Below are 22,873 nucleotides of genomic sequence, written 5' to 3'. Positions count from 1 at the left end.
AGCGCAGGGTCGAACTCAACCGGGCGATGACGGAGGGCGAAATCTAGTGTGCCTGGACGGACTTCTGCTCGATTTGGCGCACCAGCCAAGAAGAGTGGATTAGTCGTTGAGCAAAGCTTCAAATCACTTGGCGAGCGTTGAATTCAGGTATCCGCCATCGCAAACGACGATTTCCCGGATTTGGCGCACAAAGAATGGAGTAGCTGGTGAACCTAGTGCGTTTCTGCGACCGCCAAGGATTTATCGATTACCTCTATCGAGTCTGATAAGTCTTCCTCGCTGATTACCAAAGGCATCGAAAACGTGATCGACCCCGCATGCGGAAACACCGGCAGGACACCGCCTTCCACGCAAGCCCTGAATGTAGCTTCTGCAAATGCCTCCGCCTGACCCCTGGTAAACGACGGGTTTCTGAAGTCGAGCGTGAGCATAAGGCCGGCGGAGCGAACCTCACGGACGCTGGCGTGTCTGCTAGCAACCTCGTCGAGCCGAACTCGGGCAATCTGGCCCAGCGACTTGGATCGATCGGCAAGAGCCGCTGTCTCCATGATTTGGAGCGTCGTTAATGCCGCCCGCGCGGACATTGCGTTTTTCTCGTGCGTCACGTAACCGATGTCAGATTCTTGCGGGAGGTCCAGATCCGGGTTGATGATCATGCCAGCAACCGGCATCGCAGCCCCGCCCAGCGCTTTACCCACGGTTGTCACGTCGGGACGGAATCCAAATCGTTCGTGATTGAAAAGTTGTCCGGTCTTGCCCAGGCCGGTGGCAATTTCATCCATGACCATCAATGTGCCGTACTCATCGCATAACGCTCGTACTTCACCCCAAAACCAATCGGGCGGAACATGGGCGTAGTTGCGAATGGTTTCGGCAACGACTGCAGCAATATCGCGTTCGTATTCGAAGACCGTGCGCATTGCATTAAGCGAATGACGGGCGTAATCCTCTTCGTCAAGTCCTAGATGCTCGTCACCGTGGCGCCAGGGCGGAGGGACCTTGAGCGTGCCCGGCAACCGGGCCGAGCATCCGGCGATCGTTGTAGCCGCCGCCAACGCTCAGAGCTCCGGCGTTGCGCCCATGGAATGAGTCGTAGAAGGAAATGGTTTTGTACCGATTGGTGGCCGCTTTGGCGACGCAAATGGCTGCGTCATTGGCATCGCCACCACTCGGCGTCAGGCCCACCTTGGCGTTTGGATCTCCCCACATTCGGGCAAGCGTTTCGCCAAGCTCGATAGACGTTTCTGAAGTCAATCCCCTGGGCGCCAGGGTGAGTTGGTCCAATTGCCGGTGCAGTGCTGCGACCAGTACCGGATGCCGGTACCCGATGTGGTGCGCGTTGTTGCCGTATAGGTCTGCGACCCGCCTGCCATCGGAGTCTTCAAGCCAGATGCCTTCGGCGCGGCGCACCGACATTACGCACGGGGCGTTGCTGTTTCCTTGAATCGAAAACGCCATGTCGCGCTTGAGGAGCGAGCGCTCGCCCGCAGTATTGGTCTCGATCGACCATTGGTTGCGTGGCGTCAATGACTCGGTCGCGCTCGGCATCTTGCACCTCAACTACATCCCCCGCCGCCCTGGGTCCAGCGACCGCGGTTTTGACTGCCAGATTCTTGCCCGCACCCGCAAACTAAATGGCAACCCCGACCCGCGGGCCCGCTGGTTCGAAACGATCCGGCCGCGTGCAGCACACCCGCTGGATATCCTGGAGCCTTCCCTGGACATTTTTCGCCAATTGCCGCATCCAAAGTCGGATGAATCCGTTACCGGGCCGATTGGGAAAGCGCGAGCGAGCGTTTCGGTTCGTGAAATCGGCCTCGGCGGACCAGTGACTGCTCTTTTCTCGCACCGGGTCCGCGACCTGATACACGGATGCAGCACCGCATGACGAGGGTCCCCCGGTTCGGTTCGATCGCCGGACTCAGGCCCAGGACGATCGCACCGTTGCTGCTGGTGGCTTTTCTGGCCACCGGCACCTGGATGACGGTGTTGTCTTTCCTCTCGAGCTTTGCCGCCAAGGAATTCAACGTCGGTATCTGGTCGGCGGCCTTGATCATGATTGCGATTCACACCGGGTCATTCACTGTTGGCGGTGCGCTATCGCTGAAGGTCGTGAACCGTTGGGGTTCGAAGATCACCTACTCTGCCGGGATCGGAATCCTGGCGTCGTACACGGTTTTCTTAGGAGTAACCCAAAACTTCACCCTCGGAATCCCACTGGGGCTATTGGCCGGCCTGGGACTGGCGATGCACTGGACCGGCTTCCAGAACTACGTGGTCGAAGTTGCCCCGGCCCAACATCGAGGCCTGGTATCCGGTACGGCGTCTTTCGTCGTGGTCGTTGGGATCGGATTGTTCGGACTTGCCTTGGGGTTCGCAACCGGCGACGGAGGATTCATCCGGTTCGCGGTGATCGCCGGATCCATGGTGGGCATGGCATTCGTGGTGGCGCTGAAATTCCTTCCGAACCTGGGGCAGGCGGCTACCGCGCATGGCGGAAGTTTTCTGGCGGGGTTCCGCGATCCCAATCTTCGACGAATGACCTATGTCCGGTCGGCCCACGCCGCCGCCTACGCGCTGTTCACGCTTATGGCCGGACCTCGGCTGTATGAGGTCGGCGGCGGGCTCGAATACGTAGGAGTACTCGTATTTGCCGGCTCGATCGCCGGTGGGGCCGCGCAGCTGGTTGTGGGACGAATGTCAGACCTGTTTGGACGCACCGGGGTCCTTTACTTTTTGCTGATAACGTCGGTTTTCCTCTGCATAGGCTTCCCTCTGGTCGACAACATCTACCTGCTGCTGCTGATCTCATCCTTGAACTGGTTTGCCCAGACCGCGTTCCAGGCGATGATGGTGGCCCTCGGCGGGGATATTTCGCCGCGCGGCCAGACTTCCAACGCGATGGCCCTGCTGACGGCGTCGTTCTCCTTCGGCATCGTGGGTGGTTCGCTTTATGTCGGGCTCTTCTCGACGACTGATTGGCCTAACACCGGGTTCTTCATCACCGCGGTGCTGCTGGCGGCCGCCACGGTTGCCGTGTACCGGATGCGGGCGGGGCTGGCGCGAGTTAACAACGTGGCGAATCGGCCGGTCGAATCCGGCATTTGAAGCGGCCGACCACGGCTAACTTTCGATGAGCCTGAATCGGAACTCCCAAGGATCGCGTCCCGCAGCGGCCCCCGCAGCTCGCAGTCCGGATCAGCCCCAGACGAGCCTCCGCAGCCGCCCATTCATTGCGATCAACCTCTGCTTTGCCCTGTCGGTCGGCGGCTGGATTCCGGTATCGGCGTTGTTGGCGATTTTCATGCGCGAGCGCCTGCAGGCCGGCGTCATCGGAGCGATGGTGGCCGTGATCATCATCAACTCGCTCTCTGCCGGCGTAAGCCTTTTTGCCGGAACCCTCGCCGCCCGCTGGGGAAGCCGCCGCACCTATCTGCTCGGCGCGATGGGGATCGCCATCTGCACCGCGCTGCTGGCCGCCGCCCAGGAAAGCTGGCACGTCATTGCCCTGGCCCCGCTTTTCGGATTGGCCGCGCCGTTTCACTGGACCGGCGCCAATATCTACATCCTGCAGGCGGTCGATGCCCGTCGTCGCGGGACGGCCACCGGAATCGCATCGTTCGTTATGGTCCTCGGACCGGGTCTGGCCGGCCCGCTGCTTACCGCGATCGGGACGCAATTTGGCCTCTGGGCGACGATCCTGGGCGGGAGCGGGCTGTTGTCGCTGGCCTGGGCTGGAGCCTGGATCCTGCTGCCGGAAATCGGCGGGCCCCAAGCGGGACCTGTTCCCGGCCGCAGGCCGTCGATTACGGACTATCCCAGACTGCTGTTGGTCCGGGCGATCCTGATTACCTCCGCGGCGCGTTGGATTTCGGGGTTCGCGCACGGTGTATTCCAACTGGTTTCAGCGCTGGTCGTCCTCGACCTGACCGGACAACTGTCGACGGTGGGTTGGTATCTTTCGGCCGCCGCCATCGGCGGAGGGGCCTCGCAGGTCGTGATAGGACTCGCATCGGATCGATTCGGAAGGCGCAATCTGCTTGTCGCGGCGATGCTGATCGGCGCGACGTCGGCCCTGCTCTACTGGCGCCCTCAGAGCCTGGCCCTGCTGCTCGCTGGATCCGCCCTGCAGTGGTTCGGGCAAGCCTCTTTCCAGACGCTTATCTCGGCCATCGTCGGTGACATCGTGGCGCCCCGCGACCTGGCGACGGTTTCCGGAATGCACGTAGGGTTCTTTTCGCTCGGCGTGGTTTGCGGGGCTTTGGCCGCCGGTCTTTTGTGGGCGTCGGATCCGGGCCTTCCCTTCCTCTTGGCCGCGATTTGCTTTTTGCCGGTAATAGTGGGATTGTTCTATTTGCCCCAGCGAACGATCTCGATCTGAAACAACCGATCGGCAAACCGGGAATTAAATGTCGATTCCATACGATCCTTCACCGCCGCTGGTAACTCCGGCCCAGGTGCTTAAGGAACAGTGCGAACGCCAAGGCGTTCCGGCCGCGTCGTTGCGGTTGCCGCCGGTTCTCGTTGGAACTTTCCAGGGTGCCTCCTTCAGCCACCTAATCGCCCGAGTCGGGGCCGACCAGCCGTCGTCGCGATCGGACGGAACCGCGATCGAGACGGGAGTCACGGTCGGAAAAACGTCAGGCGGGGATCCGATTGCGGTGGCGCGATTGCCGGCCGGTGCCCCGGCGGCGGTAATAGCACTTGAGGAGGCCATTGCACGAGGCGTGCGATCGATCCTGGTAGTCGGATCCGCCGGCAGCCTGCAGCCGGACGTCCCGGTCGGCAGCACCGTCATCGTCACCGATGCCGTTCGTGAAGAGGGGACCTCCTATCACTACCTGCCGTCCGGAGAATCCGTTCGGGCCGACCCGGAGATCGTCTCGCTGTTGACGCGATGCGCCGGGACTGTCGGGGCCGAACCGACCAAGGGTCCGGCATGGACCACCGACGCGCCCTACCGGGAGACGATCGGCTCAGTTGAGCGGCACCGCACCGCCGGCGTAAAGGTCGTCGAAATGGAAGCCTCGGCGATATTTGCGCTGTCGCAGGTTCGCCGCGTGCGCGCCGGATTGCTGGTTGCCGTGAGCGACGAGCTATTCGATTCCTGGCGACCCGGATTCCACGATCCTGCCTACCTGGAATCGCTCACCCGATGTGTCGACGCGACGATCGCGGCCGCCGAGCAATTGACGGCAGATGAACGGACCCATTCCGCCGGCCCGACCTGAGGCGGGCGTGGCCGAATACGCGTTCGGGGATTCGCCGGTCGCGGCCGAGAGGTTGTCGCTGCTGGCCCAGACCTACGCCGCTTCGTCGCGGTCGTTTCTGCGCGCATCGGTTGATTTCCGTCCGGAACTGGCGGCCGATCTTGGCTGCGGACCGGGTCATTCGACCCACCTTCTGGCAAATGCCCTGAAACCCGCTCACACAATCGGGTTCGACAACTCGAAGAGTTTCCTTGCGCAGGCTTTGGCGACCAGCACCAAATCTGTCGGATTCGAGCTGCACGACATCACCGTGGCGCCATTCCCGCGCGGGCCATTCGACCTGATGTATGGCCGATTCGTCCTGACGCATCTGCGGGATCCGAAATCAGTCATCGAGACCTGGGTCAGCCAGCTTTGCCCGGGTGGGATCCTGTTGATCGAAGAAGTGGAGTTCATCGACAGCCGAATCGACGAATTCGTCCTCTATCTGGGCATCCAACAATCGATGCTGGCTAGCCAGGCCAACGCGCTATACGTGGGGCCTCTACTGGGCATGATGACCGGATTTGAAAACGCGCGATTGATATCCAGCAATGTCACCAGGCTGGACGTAGCGGCTCCGCGCGCGGCGAGCATGTTTCACATGAATCTGGCGTCGATTCGTGAGCGCGAATTTGTTCGCGACAACTACGACGTGTCAAGAATCGATGAGCTTTACCGGGGCTTGCTGGCGATCGCCGATTGCATATCCCAGGTTTCTGCCCACCCGGCGGTCAAATGGGGCCTGCGCCAAATTTCGCTTGAACGGGCCCCGTGAATAGCCAAAGCGATTCTTGACCTCTCAAGAAGCAACTGAACATAATTCACGTTATGTTTAGCCGCGCGCGTCGGACTTGAACCTGAAACCTTTGGTCAACGGCGGGCGACCGTGCTGCGGGGGCATTTCGTCCGGCAATAGCGCGTCCAACGCCCGCGCCATGCCGCGGGCCTTGTCCAGGGTTTCCTGGTACTCGGAATCCGCGACCGAATCATGAACGATCGCGCCGCCGACGTGGCAGTATGCCCGCCGGTTGGCGACCGTGATCGTCCTGATCGCCACGTTAAGGTCGCAGCGACCGTGGGCCGAAAAGTAACCGATCGCTCCGGTGTAGACCCCGCGGACGGTCGGCTCAAGTTCATCGATGATCTCTAAAGCACGAATTTTCGGAGCTCCGCTTATCGAACCACCGGGCAGGATGGCACGAAGCGTTCCATCCAATCCAACTCCGGTCCTCCTCTGGGCGGTGACCGAAGAAGTCAATTGATGGACTTGCGAATACGACTCCAGTTCCTTGAACTGGGGCACGGCGACGCTGCCGGTTTCGGCGATCCGGCCGAGGTCGTTGCGTTCCAGGTCGACGATCATGGAATGCTCGGCGGCATCCTTGGCGCTGTTTCGCAACTCATCCGCCAGGCTGGCGTCTTCAACGGCGTCGCGTCCGCGGGGCCGCGTTCCCTTGATCGGTCGGGTCTCCAGGTGCTGACCGTCGACGAGCAACAGGCGTTCGGGTGACGATGAAAGCACCTCCACGGATTCGCCTCCCTCGCCGACCGTGGCAATGTAAGCCGCGAAGGGAGCGGGACTCACCCGCCGCAACCTCAGGTAGGCGTCGAACCCGGATATCGCCAGCGGGGCGGAAAAGCGCTGCGAGAGATTGACTTGATAAATGTCTCCGGCTTCGATGTAGTGACGGGCGGCTTCGATCCGCTCCAGGTACTCGGACCTTTCCATGTTCGATTCGAACCGGGTCGGCCCTCTGGGGCTCCCATGATCGCCGCCCGGTGGTGATGCCAAATTGCGCTCAGCATCTGTGCCGGCGAGGCGCATCGACAGCTCTGCAACCCCGGCCGGGGTGCCGCTCAGCCAACCTTTTTGATTCAATCTGTCCCAAACCAGGGCCGCGTCATACCAACCGATCACAAGGTCGGCGGCGCCAACGTCATCGATCGTGGTCGCGGGTAGCGACTCGATGTGCCGCGCCAGCTCAAACCCCAGGTAGCCAATGGCGCCCCCCGCAAACGGCAGATTCGGCGAATTCGTAGCAGAGTGGCGAGCAAGAAATCCTTCTTGCTCTGATTCGATCAGTTGCGCAGCAACCGCAATCGGATCGGCTTCCGATCGCCAGGTCCTTTCTGCGCTCGTGAAGCGCAATTGAGAACCCCTGGCGTCCAATGTCCAGCGGGGGTTCGCGGCAAGAATCGACCAGCGACCGCGTACCGGGTGGGCCAGAGCCGAATCGAGCCACACGAACCCGGGGTGATGACGCAATGCGTTGGCCGCGCGCTCCGGTCCATTAATTCCGGAATTGCCCGTCCACTCCTTGATTGCCCAGCTTCGGTCGGTCAATTCGTCGGCCGACCCCCAACCTGCCGGCTCACGCAGACCGCGCGCCGGGTTTTGCGAATAGAGACTGCTTCCTCGAGCCGCAAATCGCGAATCGGGCCAGGACATGCGGTGTCGCGGATCAAGTTGAAATCAAAGGGCGCCGATGGCATCGGGCAGAAAGACTCGGTGCAGATGTGAGCTTGAATTCAAATGTTGGCTTAAAGTGGCCCAACAAGTTGCGATTTGAGCCCGCTCAAGTTCCTTCAATCCCCATCGAATTCAATTACGCGTTTCAAAGGCGAGGAACAGCTTGGATTCACCCCGGAAATTGCTGATCAGCGGCGGCGGCCGCGGAATCGGTGCGGCAACTGCACGCATGGCGGCCGAGCGCGGATTCTTCGTCTGTGTCAACTACCGCCAAAACGCCGAAGCAGCCGCCGATTTGTTGAGCCAAATTCGTGATGGCGGTGGCGACGGAATGGCAATTCAGGCAGATGTCGGGGACAAACACGAAGTTTCAAGGATGTTCAAAGCAATCGATTCGCTGCCCGGAGAACTGTCCGGTCTGGTGAACAGCGCCGGCGTGGTGGCTCCGTCGAGGAGATTCGAGGAGACCGACGATCTGCGTTGGCAGCAGATCTTTCGGACCAACGTTTTCGGAACCATGCACTGCACCAGGGCGGCGATAAAACGAATGAGCCGCAGATACGGCGGCGGCGGCGGATCTATCGTGAACGTATCTTCGACCGCTGCCAGTAGCGGTTCGCCGGGCGAGTACGTGGACTACGCGGCATCGAAAGGCGCTGTCGACAGCTTCACGATCGGAGTGGCACGCGAGGTTGCCACTGACGGAATCCGCATCAACGCCGTCCGGCCGGGATTTGTCCTTACCGAGATCCACGCCCAGAGCGGCGACCCGGAGCGGGTGCAGAAGCTTCGGCCCAGGTTGCCGATGCGCCGTGGCGGCGATGCCGAGGAAGTGGCCGCCGCGATTCTGTGGTTGCTGTCTGAAGAGGCTTCTTACGTCACCGGCGCTTGCATCGACGTGACCGGGGGCGCATAGCGGTTCGACTCGTCTTGGACGATTCGCGCGGCAGACCCGGCTTGCTCGAGCAACACTAATTCCCGATTCGTGGCGGCAACGAAGAGCGGCGCGTCTTTGGGAGCCAAGAAATTGCCCGAACCCTAGTCGAACCGTCCGGTAACCGCCCGCGACGCAGTGTAAAAGAGTCGGTGTCGTCCTGGCTCGCTCGCTTGATTGAGCGCCCTTCGTGGATCAATTGCATGACATCCCTTACGCCCCAAGACCAAGAGCGCTGGCCCATAATCCGGTCCCAACCGCGCACCTTCTACAAGACTCCCGTGTGCGACGACCTGGAAACGCTCGATGCGCAGGTCGCATTCATAGGAATGCCCTTCGACCAGGGCACCTTCGGCAGGCCCGGAGCCAGGTACGGACCGGATGCCATCCGGGACGTTCCGCGCGGCCACCTGTACTCGGATCCCATGGGCGCCGGGCGTGAAGCCGAGGGGATATTCGACGTCGATGCCGGAACCGAGTTGCTTAAAGGCGTGACCATGGCCGACTGCGGCGACATCACCGTGCTGCCCTCTGATGTCGAGAGCAACTTCGACAAGCTGACCCAAGCGGTAGAAAAAGTCTCAGATCGGGGCTCCCTGCCGGTGGTTATCGGCGGCGATCACGCCATAACCTTTCCGGCGGTGAGGGGACTGAGCCGTTTCGCCCCCCTGAACATCGTCCACTTCGATGCCCATCTGGACTACACGCACGATGTGCAGGGGGTCTTCTACACCCACGGAAATCCGATCCGCCGCTGCAGCGAGCTGCCGTTCGTGGACCGGATTTCGTCGGTCGGGATTCGACGCGCCCGCCGTTTGCAGTACGAGGAGATGCTGGCCGACGGAATCCTCATCATTACCCCCAGGCAGTTCCGCCGGTTGGGACCCCGGGGAGTCGTCGACCAAATCCCCGAGAGTGAAAACCTGTACATCACCCTCGACATCGATGTCCTGGACCCCAGCCGGGCGCCCGGCACCGGGACCCCGGCAATGGGTGGTCTGATGTACGAAGAGTTGCGGGATTGTCTGGAGGAACTGCTAAGCCGGCACAATCTGGTGGCCTTCGATCTGGTCGAGGTGGCGCCGGCTTACGACTCCTCGCAGATCACCGCCGAGGTGGCCTCCCAGCTGATCATCGACATCCTCTCGGCCCGCTTCCCTCCGGCCTAGACACCGGCTTCACGCCGGATCCGTCAGCCGGAAGGCCAATTCCGTGAAACGGCCCGGTTATGGCCGCGGCCTTAAGGGAATCGGACGAGTTCGGCGATCATCCACGGACCTCCGGCCGCTGCCGGCAACGCTTTTCTCCGCCGGACTGCGAGCGGATCCCCTTCGAATGCGGCTGGCGATCGCACGGACTTGTCGCTGATTTAGAAGCCTTGCCTGGCGGCAAATTCGATCCCCAAAATATGCAAAAGTTGCAGCAATCGAATCAATCGCGTTGCAACTAGCAAATACCCTTTGGTTCTAGCTCAGATCACAGTTGCGTATCGCGAAAATTGGCACGCAGATTCAGTTGAGCAACTCCCCGTGACCGTTTCTGCCCTGCATCCGGTGCGATGTCGGATTGGAAGCCCGATCGTCGCTTCGCGGGGAAATTAGCAAGAGAAGGGCAAGAGGTTGGGTCGAATTCTCGATTGGGCCAGCCGCTTGGTAACGGCCCGGCCCTGGATAACTCTTGCCGTATTTGCGGTCGTCACGGTCGTATTCGTTGCCGGATCCGGTTTTCGCCAACCGACCGCCCCCAACGATGCATTCCTGCCCGGGGACAGCGACGTAGCCCGGGCGCTCGAAGAGGTTGACAACCTGTTCTCGGAAAACGCCGGCGTCAAACCGGTGTACATCGTTTCCCGCGGAGAGCTGCTGACGCCGCAGGGGCTCGCCCAGTTGGACAGCCTTGTCGGAGCGATCCGGGCCGACCCGGATATCTCAGGCGTGCTCCCACCGGCGAACCCGGTATTTGCGCCAACCGAATTCTTCAAGTTGCTGTTGGGAGTGACCGAATTCGGCGCCGTCACGCAGGAGCAGGTCGATGCCGCGGCGGAATCGATGCGGGCCTCGCCGGAACTGGCGGTCGCGCTTGAAAACACCACCGGGTTCGACACCGCCGGATCGCCGATCGGCCTGGCCACCGTCCTGATTCGCGACGCCGACGTGGACCCCATGACTGCCGCGATGTTACGCGCCGACGAACTGGCCGCCGAATCCGCCGGACCCCTGACGATCAGTACGGTTTCAAACGCGACCATCGAGGAAGAATTCCAGGACGCGACCACCAACGGGACCGCGCCGTTGTTCGGCGCCGCGCTTTTGGTGATCGCGATTCTGACCTTCCTGTTCCTGCGTACGATTTCGGACTTGGTCGCCACCCTGGCCGGGATATTCGCCTCGCTGATGTGGGTCGTCGGACTGGAGGGCTGGTTGGGCCCGGACGCTCTGAACCTGATCGGCCCGCCCAACGCGCTCACGGCGATGGTCCCGATCATCCTGATCAGCCTCACCGTGGACTATTCGATCCAGGCAATCTCCCATTACCGGGAGCAATTGATTGCCGGCGAGTCCGCCGTCCGGGCGGTTCAGTTCGGGCTCCGCAACGTCCTTATCCCGTTGACGCTGGCGGCCATCACCACCCTCGTAAGTTTCATGACCAACTTGTTCTCACCCATTTCGGCGATCGGGGATTTCGGCGTGGTTGCCGGCCTGGGGGTAGGTCTGAGCCTGATCGTGATGCTCACGCTGGTCCCGGCGGTTCGGACGATCATCGACCGCCGGCGCGAAGCCCGCGGGGTGTTGAAGTCGCCGCGGCCGATCGCCCAGGCGCTGCCGGGCATTGATCGGTTGGCTGGATTCCTGGGCAAGTCGATCGCCCGCAACGCGACCCCCTACATCCTGGCGGTGGCCCTGATCAGTGTCGGGCTCGGCTACGCGGTGACCGATCTGGAGACCGATTTCGGGATCCGCGACATCCTGCCGGCCGACGGGCAGTCGATCAACGACCTGGACGCCATTGATGCCGCGGTCGGCGGGACGTCCGAGCTGGTAAACGTTCTGGTGAAGGCGGAAATAACGGATACGCGGACGTTTCTGAACGTATTCGAGATAACGGACGCATTCGCCGATGAGCAGACCCGCCCGCCCGCCGCGTCGGGGCCGATCGACGCGTCGCTGGCACTGGAAGTGCGCAAGTTAGTAGATCCGGGCAGCCCGCAGTATGACCCCGAGCTGGCCAGCGCCTTTCACCTGGCCACTGACGGATTGATACTCGACCCAACCAAGATTCAAGCGTTCCTGGACCTGCTGGCCGAAAAAGACCCCGAGGGCGTGCGACGGGTGCTGGTCAACAATCCGGACGGCACCGACACGCTCTTGCTGCAGTTTGGGGCGGTGACCATCGACAACGAGGAAACCGAGGCGATGCTGGACGACGTCGACTTCCTCTGGTACGCCAACGAAGACGCGGTCAATGTGGCCTCGCCGAACATCCAGAACCTGGCGATTCAGAAGGAAATAACCGCTCGCCAGACCGAGGCGATCATCACCACCATCATCGCGGCGCTCATTATCCTGGTGGTCTTCTTCTGGGCAACCCAGCGCGAACCGGTACTCGGGATCGTTGCGGTGGGTCCGATCGCACTGGTGCTGATCTGGGTCCTGGGGACGATGGCGCTGCTGGACATTCCGTATACGATCATCACCTCGATAATCACGGCCCTGTCCATCGGAATCGGTGTCGACTACACGATTCACGTCATCCATCGCTACCGCGAGGAATTCACGAAATCGCGCGATCCCGAGGATGCAGCCGTTCGGACGCTGAGCACGGTGGGGTCGGCCTTGCTCGGATCGGCGTTGACCACCGCGCTCGGGTTCGGCGTTCTGGTGTTCTCCCCGCTCGAATCATTCGCCCAGTTCGGAATCGTGGCTGCGATCACGATCGCCTACGCCCTGATCGTTTCCATCCTCCTGGTGCCGCCCGCGATGACGGTCTGGGGGGCGTTCAAAAACATGCGCCTGCAGTCAATGGTCGAACGAATGTGGGAAGACCTCGACGTGGCCATAGAGGAATCGCACCGACGACACGAAGGGGCGTGATGATGAGCGCCGCCGGGCGCCTGCGGGTGCCCCGCGTCAATTGGAATGACCCGGTTGCGGGTCGCCTTAAGGGTCCCGTCTGGTATGCGCTGAATTCGGCAAGCGCCGGGGACGCAATGGTCCGGCGGTCGATCCGTATTCTCTGATTCAGGCTTAGTGCCCTGGTGCAGGGCAGTCTGGATCTTGCCAATTGCCCGAAGAAGTAATCTGCGACTCCAACGTTGAAGTCCCGATGCGGGACGGGGTGCGCTTGGAGTGCGACGTGGTCCGGCCCCGGCCACCAGGGAAATACCCAGTGTTGGTTGTCCGCAGCCCCTACGGCAGGGAAGCCTATGTCGATGATCCGGCCCACTCAGTCTGGTTCTTCGCCCAGCGTGGATATGCGGTTGTAACCCAGGACTGCCGGGCCCGATTCGGCTCCGAAGGTGACGGTTACGATCCGCTGTTTCAGGAAGTAGAGGACGGCTACGACACGGTGGGGTGGGCTGCCCGGCAATCCTGGTCAAACGGGCGTGTCGGTACGACCGGCCAGTCGTATATGGGTGCCACCCAGTACACCCTGGCGACCAACAATCCCCTGCCGCCCCATCTTCAAACGATGGCGCCGGTTTCAGCGTCCTCAGATTTCCACCAGAGCTGGGTCTACCACACCGGCGGGGCGATGGAATGGGGCTGGATGGTCCCTTACGCGATCCACAAGGGCATCAACACCCTGGAAAGGATGGGCCGGACCGACCTGGTGAATGAGGTCGAGATGTACCTGGAACCGGGAGAGAATTTCGCCCGACCGCTCACCGGTGATTGGTACCGTCACCTGCCGCTTAGCGACTGGGCGGAATTGCTCAAGGAAACCGCTCCGTACTTTAGGGACTATCTGGCCAACGAGCGCGACGGACCCTACTGGTGGCGCGTGAACTTGAACCGCCACCTAGCCGGAATCTCCGTGCCGATGCTGCACGTCAGCTCCTGGTACGACATCTTCCTGGAAGGCGCCCTAAACGCCTTCGCGGGCATCTCCGAAAAAGGCGCAAACCAGCTGGCGCGCGAGAACCAGAAGCTGCTGGTCGGCCCCTGGGCCCATCTGCTCCCGTACAACAAACCCACCTCGGGCGATACCGGCGAAATCGACTTCGGTGATGAGGCCCGGATCGAGCTCCACGATTACCTGCTGCGCTGGTTCGATCACTGGCTCAAGGACTCTGATACCGGAATCATGGACGAACCGCCGGTCCGACTGTTCGTTATGGGCGAGAACCGCTGGCGGGACGAGAACGAGTGGCCGCTGGCGCGGACCGAATACACGCGGTACTACTTTCATTCCGACGGGTATGCCAATACCCGACACGGATCAGGATCGCTTTCGTTGGCCCCGCCTGGTGATGAACCGCCGGATTCTTACGTTTACGACCCAAGCGACCCCGTGCCAACGCACCGGGGCAACACCCTGATCATTCCCTACGGGGTCGCGGACCAGCGGGAAGTGGAAGAACGAGCGGATGTGCTGGTATACACGTCCGATGCGCTGGACGAGGATCTTGAAATAACCGGTCCGATAAGTGTCAATCTGTTCGCCTCATCGGATTCGACGGATACGGATTTCACCGCCAAGCTGGTGGATGTGAGGCCCGACGGCTACGCTCAGAACCTCCAGGACGGAATGATCCGAACCCGATTTCGCGATTCGACGTCGGACCCCTCGCCCATCGTCCCTGGCACGGTTTATTTCTACGTGATCGACTTGTGGGCGACCAGCCACGTCGTCCGGGCGGGGCATCGATTACGGATTGAAATTTCCAGCAGCAATTTCCCGCGCTTTGACCGAAACCCGAATACCGGCGCGCCCTTTGGACGGGATGATCGTTTCATCACCGCCCGACAGGAAATCCATCATTCGGTGGCTCGCCCGTCGCATGTCGTTCTGCCGGTAATTCCAAGGTAGGGAGCTTCCCGGAATTGGACCGGGTGGCTCGTGCCCTGGTCCGGCGATGACGGGGCAAGGACGCACGAATTCGTCTCGAGATGACTCCGCCGATTGCGTGGACCGGTGGGCGGTAGCCGGCAGGCTGCGCGACGGGGGCGTACTGATTTGCGAAGGACTCAATTCGCCCAAGTAATGCGCTCTGCCGGGAAGTCAGAAGGGCAAGAGGCCGCCCTAACCGGCTGCGACATCACCTCGAAAACGGTTAAAAACGGCTGAATTCAATCGCGGGCGGCGCAGCAGCGCTTAATGCAATCCCGGGACGACCACCGTGCCGCCCTCGGAAGCTCTATGCGTTTTGTGCCGTGAGTTCGTTGCGTCCCGCGTAGATTCCCGCCCCGACTGCAAACAAGCAGACTGTTCCGACCGCAAGGATCAGATTGTTTACAACCAGAATCACTTCGAAATCAGGACTGGCGGTGTGTTGCGCGAACATGATGGTGGCCAGCGACGCCACACCCACAGCTACCAACCCGATTGCGGCAATCTTGTGGATTCCCGTCGAGCTGAACCGGGGAGCCAATCCCAGGCCGGTAAGGAACGATGCAAACGGATAAATCATGATGGCCGCGAGAAAAACACCCGACATTGCGACTTGGAGTTCCAAAGCGGCATGGAGATACCCTTCGTCACCGTCGGCTATCTGGACCAGGAAAATCACCAGATGCCTCATTCCCATGCCGACCGCGAATACCGCCCAGCCGAAGAAGCTGGTGCCGACGCCGAACCGCAGCAATGAGGCGGCAATACCAGTTTCATGCCTCGCCGCGCGGTACAGCGCCATGAACCCGTACGCATAACCCAGCGCACCGATGATTCCCAGCAGAGTCAGCACATGGGACAGACTTGGATAGTCGCCGGTGACATCCATCGCGGCTTCAAAATTGGTTTGATCAACCGGTTCGATCAAAGCCACCCCGGGGTAAAAGAGCCCCGCGACGATCATCAACACCGCCCCGAGCATCAACGCAATGCCCGCCAAGCGGTTTTCCGCGCTCGTAATTCCGCTGTTCATTAGTCCCGTCTCCTTCCCCAGGCGCTGCCGATCCGACGTAAAAAGCGCCACATTCCCATGATGGCATCAGGCTGTAGTTTCCTGAACTTCTGCTGGATCTGGCAGGAATCCAAGGTCGGTTCGTTGTTGAAATCCCCTCAACTTTCAGAAATTGCCTCTTGCCTTGACGGTTGCCCGGTTCTCTTAACCGAATGTGGACTGCGATGAATCGAAAGTTGAATGGTGCAGCTACTCGGACCACGATTCCTGAATTCGAATCGGCCACGCGAGATTGCATAGCCGCAGGCGAACGAATCCGGGAAATGGGTAGCCCCCTTGGCACGCTGGCCGGCAAATTTCGAATCGGTTGCCGAATCGCCGCCTTGCGATGTTGACGCTGCGCCGCTTCGCTGCCGTCCTGATCGGGATGGTTTTTGCGCTGGCGTTGCCGGTGGCGGTATTCGCAGTCAGGTTCGATCAGACGCTTCTCAGCGCCAACTACTACACCGACCAACTGCGCGATCGCGGCGTTTACGAGTTCTTGATGGTCGACCTTCTTGAATCGGCGGCCCGCGATGCCCTGAATTCCCCGGCGGAGGCGCTTGAGTCGTCTGAGGCAGAACGATTTCTAGAAGAGTCGGATCTCACTGCCGAACAAATCGTTGATGCCGTCCACCAGGGGCTTTCGCCCGAACAATTGCAGGCATTGGTCGAACCGGCGATCTTGGAGTTTGTCGGATACGTTACCGCCGAGCAGGACGAGGCCCGGATTCGATTCGACGCCGGACCGGTCGCCCGCGGCCTGCTGCGCGGTGGGTTGGACCTCTTGTGTCAAGGCGGGTTCTACGAGTGGGTAGTCGACGCTGAGATCTTGCCGGCCGTCGGCGAATACTCCGAGGACGCGTTGTCGGCCGACCCTGAATTCGTTGCTCAGATCGTGCGTCAAGTCATCACCCCTGGCTGGTTGGCTGCGACGGTTGAAGAAGTCGCGGTTCCGGTAGTCGACTACGTGTTCGGCGAATCTGAAGGTTTTGCGATCCGGGTGGGCCTATCGGAATCGCAAGCCGCAGTTGTCGCCAGCGAAGTTGCAGAAACGCTTCCGGGAGAAGAGCTGGTGGGCCTCGTCCGAACGCACGTGCTCACCCCCGCGATCGCCGACGAAATCAATTCGATCGAAGACCCGCAGCTCGGTTTTACACCGCCCCCCGAAGCAGTTGCCGCCGCGATTCTGAGTGATTCCTCCTCTGGGTCGATCGAGCGCCAGCTTGACTCCTTTGCGAACGAATTGGGCGGTTACCTGGCCGGGCGCAGTGATGGCTTCAGCACCCAATTCGACTTCACTGCGACCAAGGACTCGGCCAGATCCGAACTTGAATCCCTGGTACGCGGGCAAATCCTGACAGAACTCGAATCGCTCCCGCAATGCTCAGGCCAAACGGACTCGATCGGTGCCGTCGCGGGGGAAAGTCCCCCAACTCTGCCGACGTGCCTGCCTCCCGAGGTGACTCCGGAGGAGTTGCTGGACCAGAGCTACGCCGAGACTGCGACCGCGGCCAGCGACCAGGTGTTAGATGCCATTCCAGACCGTATCGCGTTCTCGGAATCGGATCTGAATGATGCAACCGATCTCGTTGCCGGCGCCGGATCGTTCGAATCAATCGACGATTGGCGAAACCTGGTCGGCGAGGGATTCGAATACACGCATCTCGATATGCGCGCTGATCTGGAAAGCGCCGGAGACCTTGAAGAATTCGACGAGTTTCGCTCGTTTTTTGCCGACGGAATAGTGATCTCGGCGGACGGTTCTTCGTCTGAAGGATTCGCGGCGGACGCTGCAGCAGAGTTGGAAGAATTCCGGAACTGGGTCGCCGAATATCGTCGCGGTGTATTGGTCTCTATCGCCGTGGCGGCGGCTCTGCTCCTGATTGCGGGTCTACTTGCCGGCAATACCGGACCGAGTCGGTTGCTTTGGGCTTCGGCCATCCTTCTTGCGCCGAGCCTGTTCTGGTTGGTAATCTTCTGGCCCGCATTTGAAATTGGATTGGGAGCCGCTGAGGAGCTAGCTAAGTCAGAAGTGGATGTTTCGGATGCCGGGTCTTTTTCAGATACAGCAATCCTGGCAAGCGATTACTCGATTGAAACAGCCTTTGCCATTGCCGGCGACTTCATGAACGGCCCTCAACTAGCATTCGGAGTTTTGTCCGCACTAGCCGTTGCGGGAATATTCGGTGCCCACGATTGGAAACAGCGCTTGCGGTCACAGGTCAATCAGGATGGGTCTTGACGTCCAATTCGGAGTGCTCTTCTAGCCGCGATTCCGTCAACTACCGCAACCGGCTGCGGCCAAAAATGCTTCCCGAAATGGGACTTTCAATAGGTGCGACTAGAGCTAATCTCATTTATTTCTAGCGCTTCAATCCACTGTATTGGGTGGTCGGTAGCCTGGGTAGCGGCGAATTTTCGGCGGTCGCATTCGGATCGAATTGGAACGCCGACGGGCAAGCTCGGTTCGAACAATTCGTGATTGCGCACGGATCTTGATCCGGTGGCTTGACGACTGATCAAACGTCGTCGGGCACCCTCCGTGCGGTTGGGTCCAATTCCAACGCGGCTATAGGGTTTTGGTCGGACGAATTCGACGCCAATCCGGCTACAAGCTGTGAAACTACTTCCTGAGTAGCGCCTTCAATCGTTGAATTCCACTTGCTTGCCACCGAGTTGGCTGGCGTTCTCGCTGATGGTCCGACGGGCGTTTTCGTCGTAACCGTCAGGTTCGTGGCCCGTCACATCGACCAATATGCTTACGTCCTCACCAAGGTGAGCTACGATGGCGTCGACGATTTCGGGAAACTGAGCGTTGGCGCGCAACGGATCGAGTTCGAAATTCCCGAAGAATCGAGTCGGGTTGGACCTTGCGTCGCCCTCCGGGGGATCATCGCCCCCACCGTTTACTTCTTCTTCGCCACCCCCACCGCCGTTGCCAGATTCAATCTGCGAAGGGTGGACGAGCCAAGTGTGCACGTTGATCGGCCCCTCGGGTTCGTAGCCAAAGAGGTCATCCGGTATCAGTTGCTCGTCGATCTGGGCGATCGCTGTAACCAGTACGTGCCGGGAAGAAAGCCGCGCAAGGTACGGATAGCGGCAATAGGCTTGCCAGAGCGCAGATACTACGATGCGCTGCTGCTGGTTCCACAGCCGGTGATCGTCCAGGTCCATCCGAATCCGGCGCGGGCTATAAGCGGTAATCAGACGCTCGTCGGACTCCAGGCGCGCGGCCGCCATTGCTGCAATCGGCCCCTCTGACCTGAGCAGACCGACCTGCCATTCAACGTCGGACGAACCGGGTCGCTGAGAGGGCGAGAGCAGATGGCGAAACGTCTGCGCCAGAAGGCTGTCCACGCGGGTTTTAGCATCACCTTGCCGGTCCCGGGCCTGGGCCTGTTGATGAGGAGTGAGGTCCAGCCGTTCGGCATCAGCAACGATTGACCGCCAAGCCAGCAGTAGCCGTGCGGCCTGGCGAAGCTCGGCAAGGCGTTCCGAATCAGCGGCCACGAACACCAGCAGGTTGCGGTTGACGCGCGGCCCGGCCGATCGCTGGCCCAATATGTGTTCAGCCAAGCGCACCGCCACCGAATCCGTATCCCGTCCGGAATGGGTGAATTCGGGGTCCAGGATAACCAGCCGTACTCCGTCGTCGCGGTCGTCGACATCGCCGGGTCCGGAAGCAAACGGATGAACTCCCGCGAATGGTCCACGGTCGCGCTGGACAGCGATCAAATCGCGAATCAGCAAGTCTGCGTCGGCGTCGGAAAAATTCGAGACGGCGCGTTCGTTGGCCATGCGGGTTACGTTGGGCTGCAGCGAATACCAGTACTGTCCTCCGTCGACGTAGAGATGATTCGACCGGCGGGCTAGTTCAGATAACGCATCGCGAAATTGCGTTGGCGGCTCGCCCGGCTGGACCGAACCAAGAGCAACTTGCCCAACGTCGATACGCTGGTTGCCGGCTTGGCCTGGTGCGGATCCCATATAGACGGTTCGGGCCACACGGCGCGCCGCCGAATATCGACCGAAATGGCGATGCTCGGAGTCGATCTTGTCGGGTTCTGAGTTCTTTCCGTCCACGTCGGATTTGATCACCGGGTCCCAGCCGTCCTCAAGGTACTTCTTCAGTTCTGAAGAGAACGCGCTGGCGTGAATCGGCAGAGTTCCCGGCATGATCAACAGTGATTTGTCTGTAGAACGCCACAATTCGGCTATCGCAAGTGCCATCAACCGCAGCACACCGCGGGTGCGTTGAAATTTGTCCAGCGACGACCACTGGCTGAACAGGTGATCAAACAGTGCCGGGTGGACAGGGTACGTGGCCAGCATCCGTTCACGGTAAAGAGGCTCTGCGGCTTCGGCAGGAAATTCCTGTCGGTGACGCCGATACATCCGCAAGTAGGAGTCGATCACCAAGTCGCGTTCACGGGCGCCTTCAGGTGAAATCTCATCGAACAACCGGCGCCTGACGATCTCGAACGACTCGTCGGCTTGGGCTGGCTGCCACTGCGAGGCCTTGCGGGCAATCACGTTATGTAATCTGTCCAGGGCTAACTGTCCCCTACGTCCACCAACCTCCAGATCCGAAGACGGAACCGACACCAGCGCCATCACTCCCTGGACCCGCTCAACGTTTTCGGTCAGCGCCTGGGCGAAGGTGAATTGGGTATCAAAGTACCCGCCCGGAAGCCGTTCGCCGTCACCGGGATCGCGCAGGTCGCGGGCATACGCCACCCACTCATCGATGAGGATTAGCGCAGGGCTGCACATCTGGAACAGCCGCGCCAGGGATTCACCGGGGTTGGTTCCAGTCTCGTCGGCCTGGCGTACGACCTCGTACCCTTCGCGACCGCCGAGCTGCCAGGCCATGTGTCCCCAGAGAGTGTTGAGCGTTATGCCGGGAGCTACCGTAATGGGGTCGCCCGCCTGGAGTTGCGTGCCGACCAGCACCGCCCGTGCAACTTTCCCCGGCAATTGCAAATCTTCCTCGGCCAGCGCTTCCCCGACCCCGGGAAGTTCGGCAGCATTTATCCCAGAAGCGAGGTGATAGAGCGCAATGAGGCTGTGGGTCTTGCCACCGCCGAAATTGGTCTGTAATTCCACGACCGGATCGCCGCCGCGACCGGACAGGCGTTTGGCTGCTCCGGTGATCAGACCGCGCAGCCCTTGGGTCAAATACGTGCGGGCAAAAAACGTGCGCGGATTAAGGTACTGGGAATCAGCATCGCCCGAGTGCACGGCGTGCAGGTCTGCGGCGAACTCGGCCTCCTCGAAGCGATTGGCCGCAACGTCCTCGTGTGGGGCAATCACGTCTCGCCAGGAACTCAAGCCAGATTCGGGTTCGCCACTGGTCTGCCGTTCGACGCGACGCTGCTGGGTTCGCCGCTCCGCATCGAATACCTGGCGCTGCAATTCGATCCGCAATGATCTGATCTGAGTGCGCTGCTCGGGCGCCCGAAAAGCCTCTAGGACCCGCTCCATCGTGTCCAAGGCCCGATATGCGTCGTCGGAACTGAAAGCCTCCTGGTGGGCCCAGCGGTTTCGCACGTCGCGCAGTTCAAAAACCAGCGAGCGGTGTCCATTTGAGAACTGCCTGGACCATAAATTGCGCCACAGGTCAGGGGCGATGATTCCGGAAATCAACAGCGAGAGGTCCGCTCGGTTGGCGCGTCGGGTTGGATGTCCTGAAGTTGAAGAAACTTTGTTAGGCCAATCGGGTCCAATAAAGGAAACGAGCGCGCGATCGACCGGCGCGATTAGTCCATCACGGACCAGTTCAAGCGCCTTGCCCACCCGTTCAACGTTGGTAAGAGCCATCGTTCAATTCCTGAAAACTTTTGAGTGCGTCATATCAAGTCAGATTGCTCAAGGATTGCTTCGCGCGAACGCTCGATGATTACCGGCAAGGCCAAAACCAGTCCGTTGTAGGAGCGAGCGGCCGCGGCGTCGCCGCGTTCGTTCGCCGCGCGATAGAGCATGTATGCAAGATCCCGCACTCCCTCGCGAAGGCTTCCCAATCGGGCGTAGAGTTGCCCGGCCTCCATCTCGGAAACCTCGAGCTTGCCTGCAAGATGGTGGACCGCTTCCCATACCGTGGGGCGGGCATCCTGATCAGGATTCCATGCAGCGCCCGATTGTGAGAGCCTTGTGAGTCGGAATTTTCCGGCGACCGCGGAACCGATGGCGGAGGCATTAATGCCATCCAGCGAGGTGCCGCGCGCTTGGGCAATTGAGTCAGCATTTCCGGAAGGGCCTGATTCGAATCCGTACTGGCGGTACCAGTCGTAAGCGAACCGACTATCAGCGTCAAGCTCCACTTCAACTCCGCTGAAGAATTCATCCAGATACTGATTGATCAATGCCAACGCTGCTGATGCTTTCATGTTCTGACCATCGGCCTGAACCACGCCTGCAAAGCCGGAGAAAATCTTCATGCCCGGACCGATGCTCGCCTGCGGTAGGTCAACCGGCGCGATGTTGCTCTGCAGCAATAGTCCAAGCGCCTCGGGCAATCGAGATCGCAAAGTCGAGACAAATTCGGCACGATTTACAACCGCGGAGTTCTCCCCCCGCGGTCGGCATGTCAACACGACAGATGAAGCCAGCGCGTTCGCCGCAAGTGCGTTGGATCGAGCCTGTCGTTCGGTCCTGATCGGCCAGGTGGCGGTAATCTGCAGGCCTGCATCCACCATCGCCTGCAAGAACGTCGACCATCCGCTCTCCCTGCCGTCCCTACCCTCCTCGGCTTTGTACGCATAAAAAATTGAGATCGGGAAGTCGGTGCGGTGCTGTGAAGCCAGTTTGCTCAAGAACTGTCGCATGCCGTTTTCGAAGTGATCACGCGCCTTATCACGCCCGCCGTGTCTAGAGGGGTCCGCGATAAGTTCCTCGGCTTTGGGCGTGGCGAGAGTCTTACATTCATCCGGCCATACATCGCTCAGATTCCGCCTTAACCAAACGTAAAAGAAATCGGATATATCCGAGTAGTCGATGTTGTCGTAATAAGGCGGGTCGGTACAGACAATCGCGGAATTACTCGAAAAATCCCACGCGCGGGGGGGGGGGGGGGGGGGGGGGGGGGGGGGGGGGGGCGGGCGGGGGCGGGGGGC

At 60.6% G+C, this 22,873-nt stretch carries 15 protein-coding genes; 9 read left to right on the top strand and 6 right to left on the bottom strand.

All coding sequences use genetic code 11. The features are described 5' to 3' along the window. Window positions 1–212: 212 nt before the first annotated feature. Together F4X41_06565 and F4X41_06560 are read right to left on the bottom strand one after the other, a co-directional pair. A complete protein-coding gene (locus tag F4X41_06565; protein MYB16682.1) occupies window positions 213–1,055 on the bottom strand; it encodes an aminotransferase class III-fold pyridoxal phosphate-dependent enzyme in 843 nt (280 codons plus the stop codon). Then, window positions 973–1,548: an aminotransferase class III-fold pyridoxal phosphate-dependent enzyme gene (locus tag F4X41_06560; protein MYB16681.1), complete on the bottom strand. Its 576-nt coding sequence runs from the start codon at window positions 1,546–1,548 to the stop codon at window positions 973–975. Before F4X41_06560 ends, F4X41_06565 begins: the two co-directional genes overlap by 83 nt. A gap of 324 nt (window positions 1,549–1,872) precedes the next feature. Between F4X41_06560 and F4X41_06555 the strand changes: the two genes are divergently transcribed. The 4 genes from F4X41_06555 to F4X41_06540 are packed head-to-tail and all read left to right on the top strand — an operon-like array spanning window position 1,873 to window position 6,027. Continuing rightward, complete coding sequence (locus F4X41_06555) at window positions 1,873–3,108, top strand: MFS transporter (GenBank protein MYB16680.1); 1,236 nt, start codon at window positions 1,873–1,875, stop codon at window positions 3,106–3,108. 25 nt (window positions 3,109–3,133) lie between these two features. Further along, window positions 3,134–4,381, top strand: a complete 1,248-nt coding sequence (locus F4X41_06550; GenBank protein MYB16679.1) for an MFS transporter — start codon at window positions 3,134–3,136, stop codon at window positions 4,379–4,381. A gap of 28 nt (window positions 4,382–4,409) precedes the next feature. Then, complete coding sequence (locus F4X41_06545; protein ID MYB16678.1) at window positions 4,410–5,231, top strand: nucleoside phosphorylase; 822 nt, start codon at window positions 4,410–4,412, stop codon at window positions 5,229–5,231. Further along, window positions 5,200–6,027, top strand: a complete 828-nt coding sequence (locus tag F4X41_06540; protein ID MYB16677.1) for a class I SAM-dependent methyltransferase — start codon at window positions 5,200–5,202, stop codon at window positions 6,025–6,027. Before F4X41_06545 ends, F4X41_06540 begins: the two co-directional genes overlap by 32 nt. Before the next feature lie 57 nt (window positions 6,028–6,084). Here F4X41_06540 and pabB read toward each other — a convergent pair whose 3' ends face one another. Beyond that, window positions 6,085–7,701 carry an aminodeoxychorismate synthase component I gene (gene pabB, locus F4X41_06535; GenBank protein MYB16676.1) on the bottom strand — a complete coding sequence of 539 codons (1,617 nt, stop codon included), beginning with the start codon at window positions 7,699–7,701 and terminating at the stop codon, window positions 6,085–6,087. Window positions 7,702–7,906: 205 nt separating this feature from the next. Between pabB and F4X41_06530 the strand changes: the two genes are divergently transcribed. The 4 genes from F4X41_06530 to F4X41_06515 all read left to right on the top strand — a co-directional run bounded on the left by F4X41_06530 (window position 7,907) and on the right by F4X41_06515 (window position 14,686). Further along, complete coding sequence (locus tag F4X41_06530; protein ID MYB16675.1) at window positions 7,907–8,638, top strand: SDR family oxidoreductase; 732 nt, start codon at window positions 7,907–7,909, stop codon at window positions 8,636–8,638. Between the two features lie 221 nt (window positions 8,639–8,859). Then, on the top strand, window positions 8,860–9,825 hold the full coding sequence (gene speB / locus F4X41_06525; protein MYB16674.1) for an agmatinase: 966 nt from the start codon (window positions 8,860–8,862) through the stop codon (window positions 9,823–9,825). Window positions 9,826–10,275: 450 nt separating this feature from the next. After that, a complete protein-coding gene (locus F4X41_06520) occupies window positions 10,276–12,747 on the top strand; it encodes an MMPL family transporter (protein MYB16673.1) in 2,472 nt (823 codons plus the stop codon). Between the two features lie 232 nt (window positions 12,748–12,979). After that, window positions 12,980–14,686: a CocE/NonD family hydrolase gene (locus F4X41_06515; GenBank protein ID MYB16672.1), complete on the top strand. Its 1,707-nt coding sequence runs from the start codon at window positions 12,980–12,982 to the stop codon at window positions 14,684–14,686. Between the two features lie 328 nt (window positions 14,687–15,014). Here F4X41_06515 and F4X41_06510 read toward each other — a convergent pair whose 3' ends face one another. Next, complete coding sequence (locus tag F4X41_06510) at window positions 15,015–15,740, bottom strand: hypothetical protein (protein ID MYB16671.1); 726 nt, start codon at window positions 15,738–15,740, stop codon at window positions 15,015–15,017. A gap of 367 nt (window positions 15,741–16,107) precedes the next feature. Here F4X41_06510 and F4X41_06505 point away from each other — a divergent pair, with 367 nt between their 5' ends. Beyond that, window positions 16,108–18,003: a hypothetical protein gene (locus tag F4X41_06505; protein ID MYB16670.1), complete on the top strand. Its 1,896-nt coding sequence runs from the start codon at window positions 16,108–16,110 to the stop codon at window positions 18,001–18,003. 401 nt (window positions 18,004–18,404) lie between these two features. On the opposite strand, the gene F4X41_06500 is transcribed toward F4X41_06505, so the two are convergent. Together F4X41_06500 and F4X41_06495 are read right to left on the bottom strand one after the other, a co-directional pair. Then, window positions 18,405–21,581 (bottom strand): ATP-binding protein, encoded by a 3,177-nt coding sequence (locus F4X41_06500; GenBank protein ID MYB16669.1) that lies wholly within the window; start codon window positions 21,579–21,581, stop codon window positions 18,405–18,407. A 29-nt stretch (window positions 21,582–21,610) separates the two neighbouring features. Next, entirely contained in the window at window positions 21,611–22,573 is a 963-nt protein-coding gene (locus F4X41_06495; GenBank protein ID MYB16668.1) for a hypothetical protein, read from the bottom strand. Window positions 22,574–22,873: the final 300 nt, after the last annotated feature.

It is taken from the genome of Chloroflexota bacterium, from assembly GCA_009840625.1.
Lineage (GTDB): Bacteria > Chloroflexota > UBA11872 > UBA11872 > VXNJ01 > VXNJ01.
This window is presented reverse-complemented; position numbering and strand designations above follow the sequence as displayed.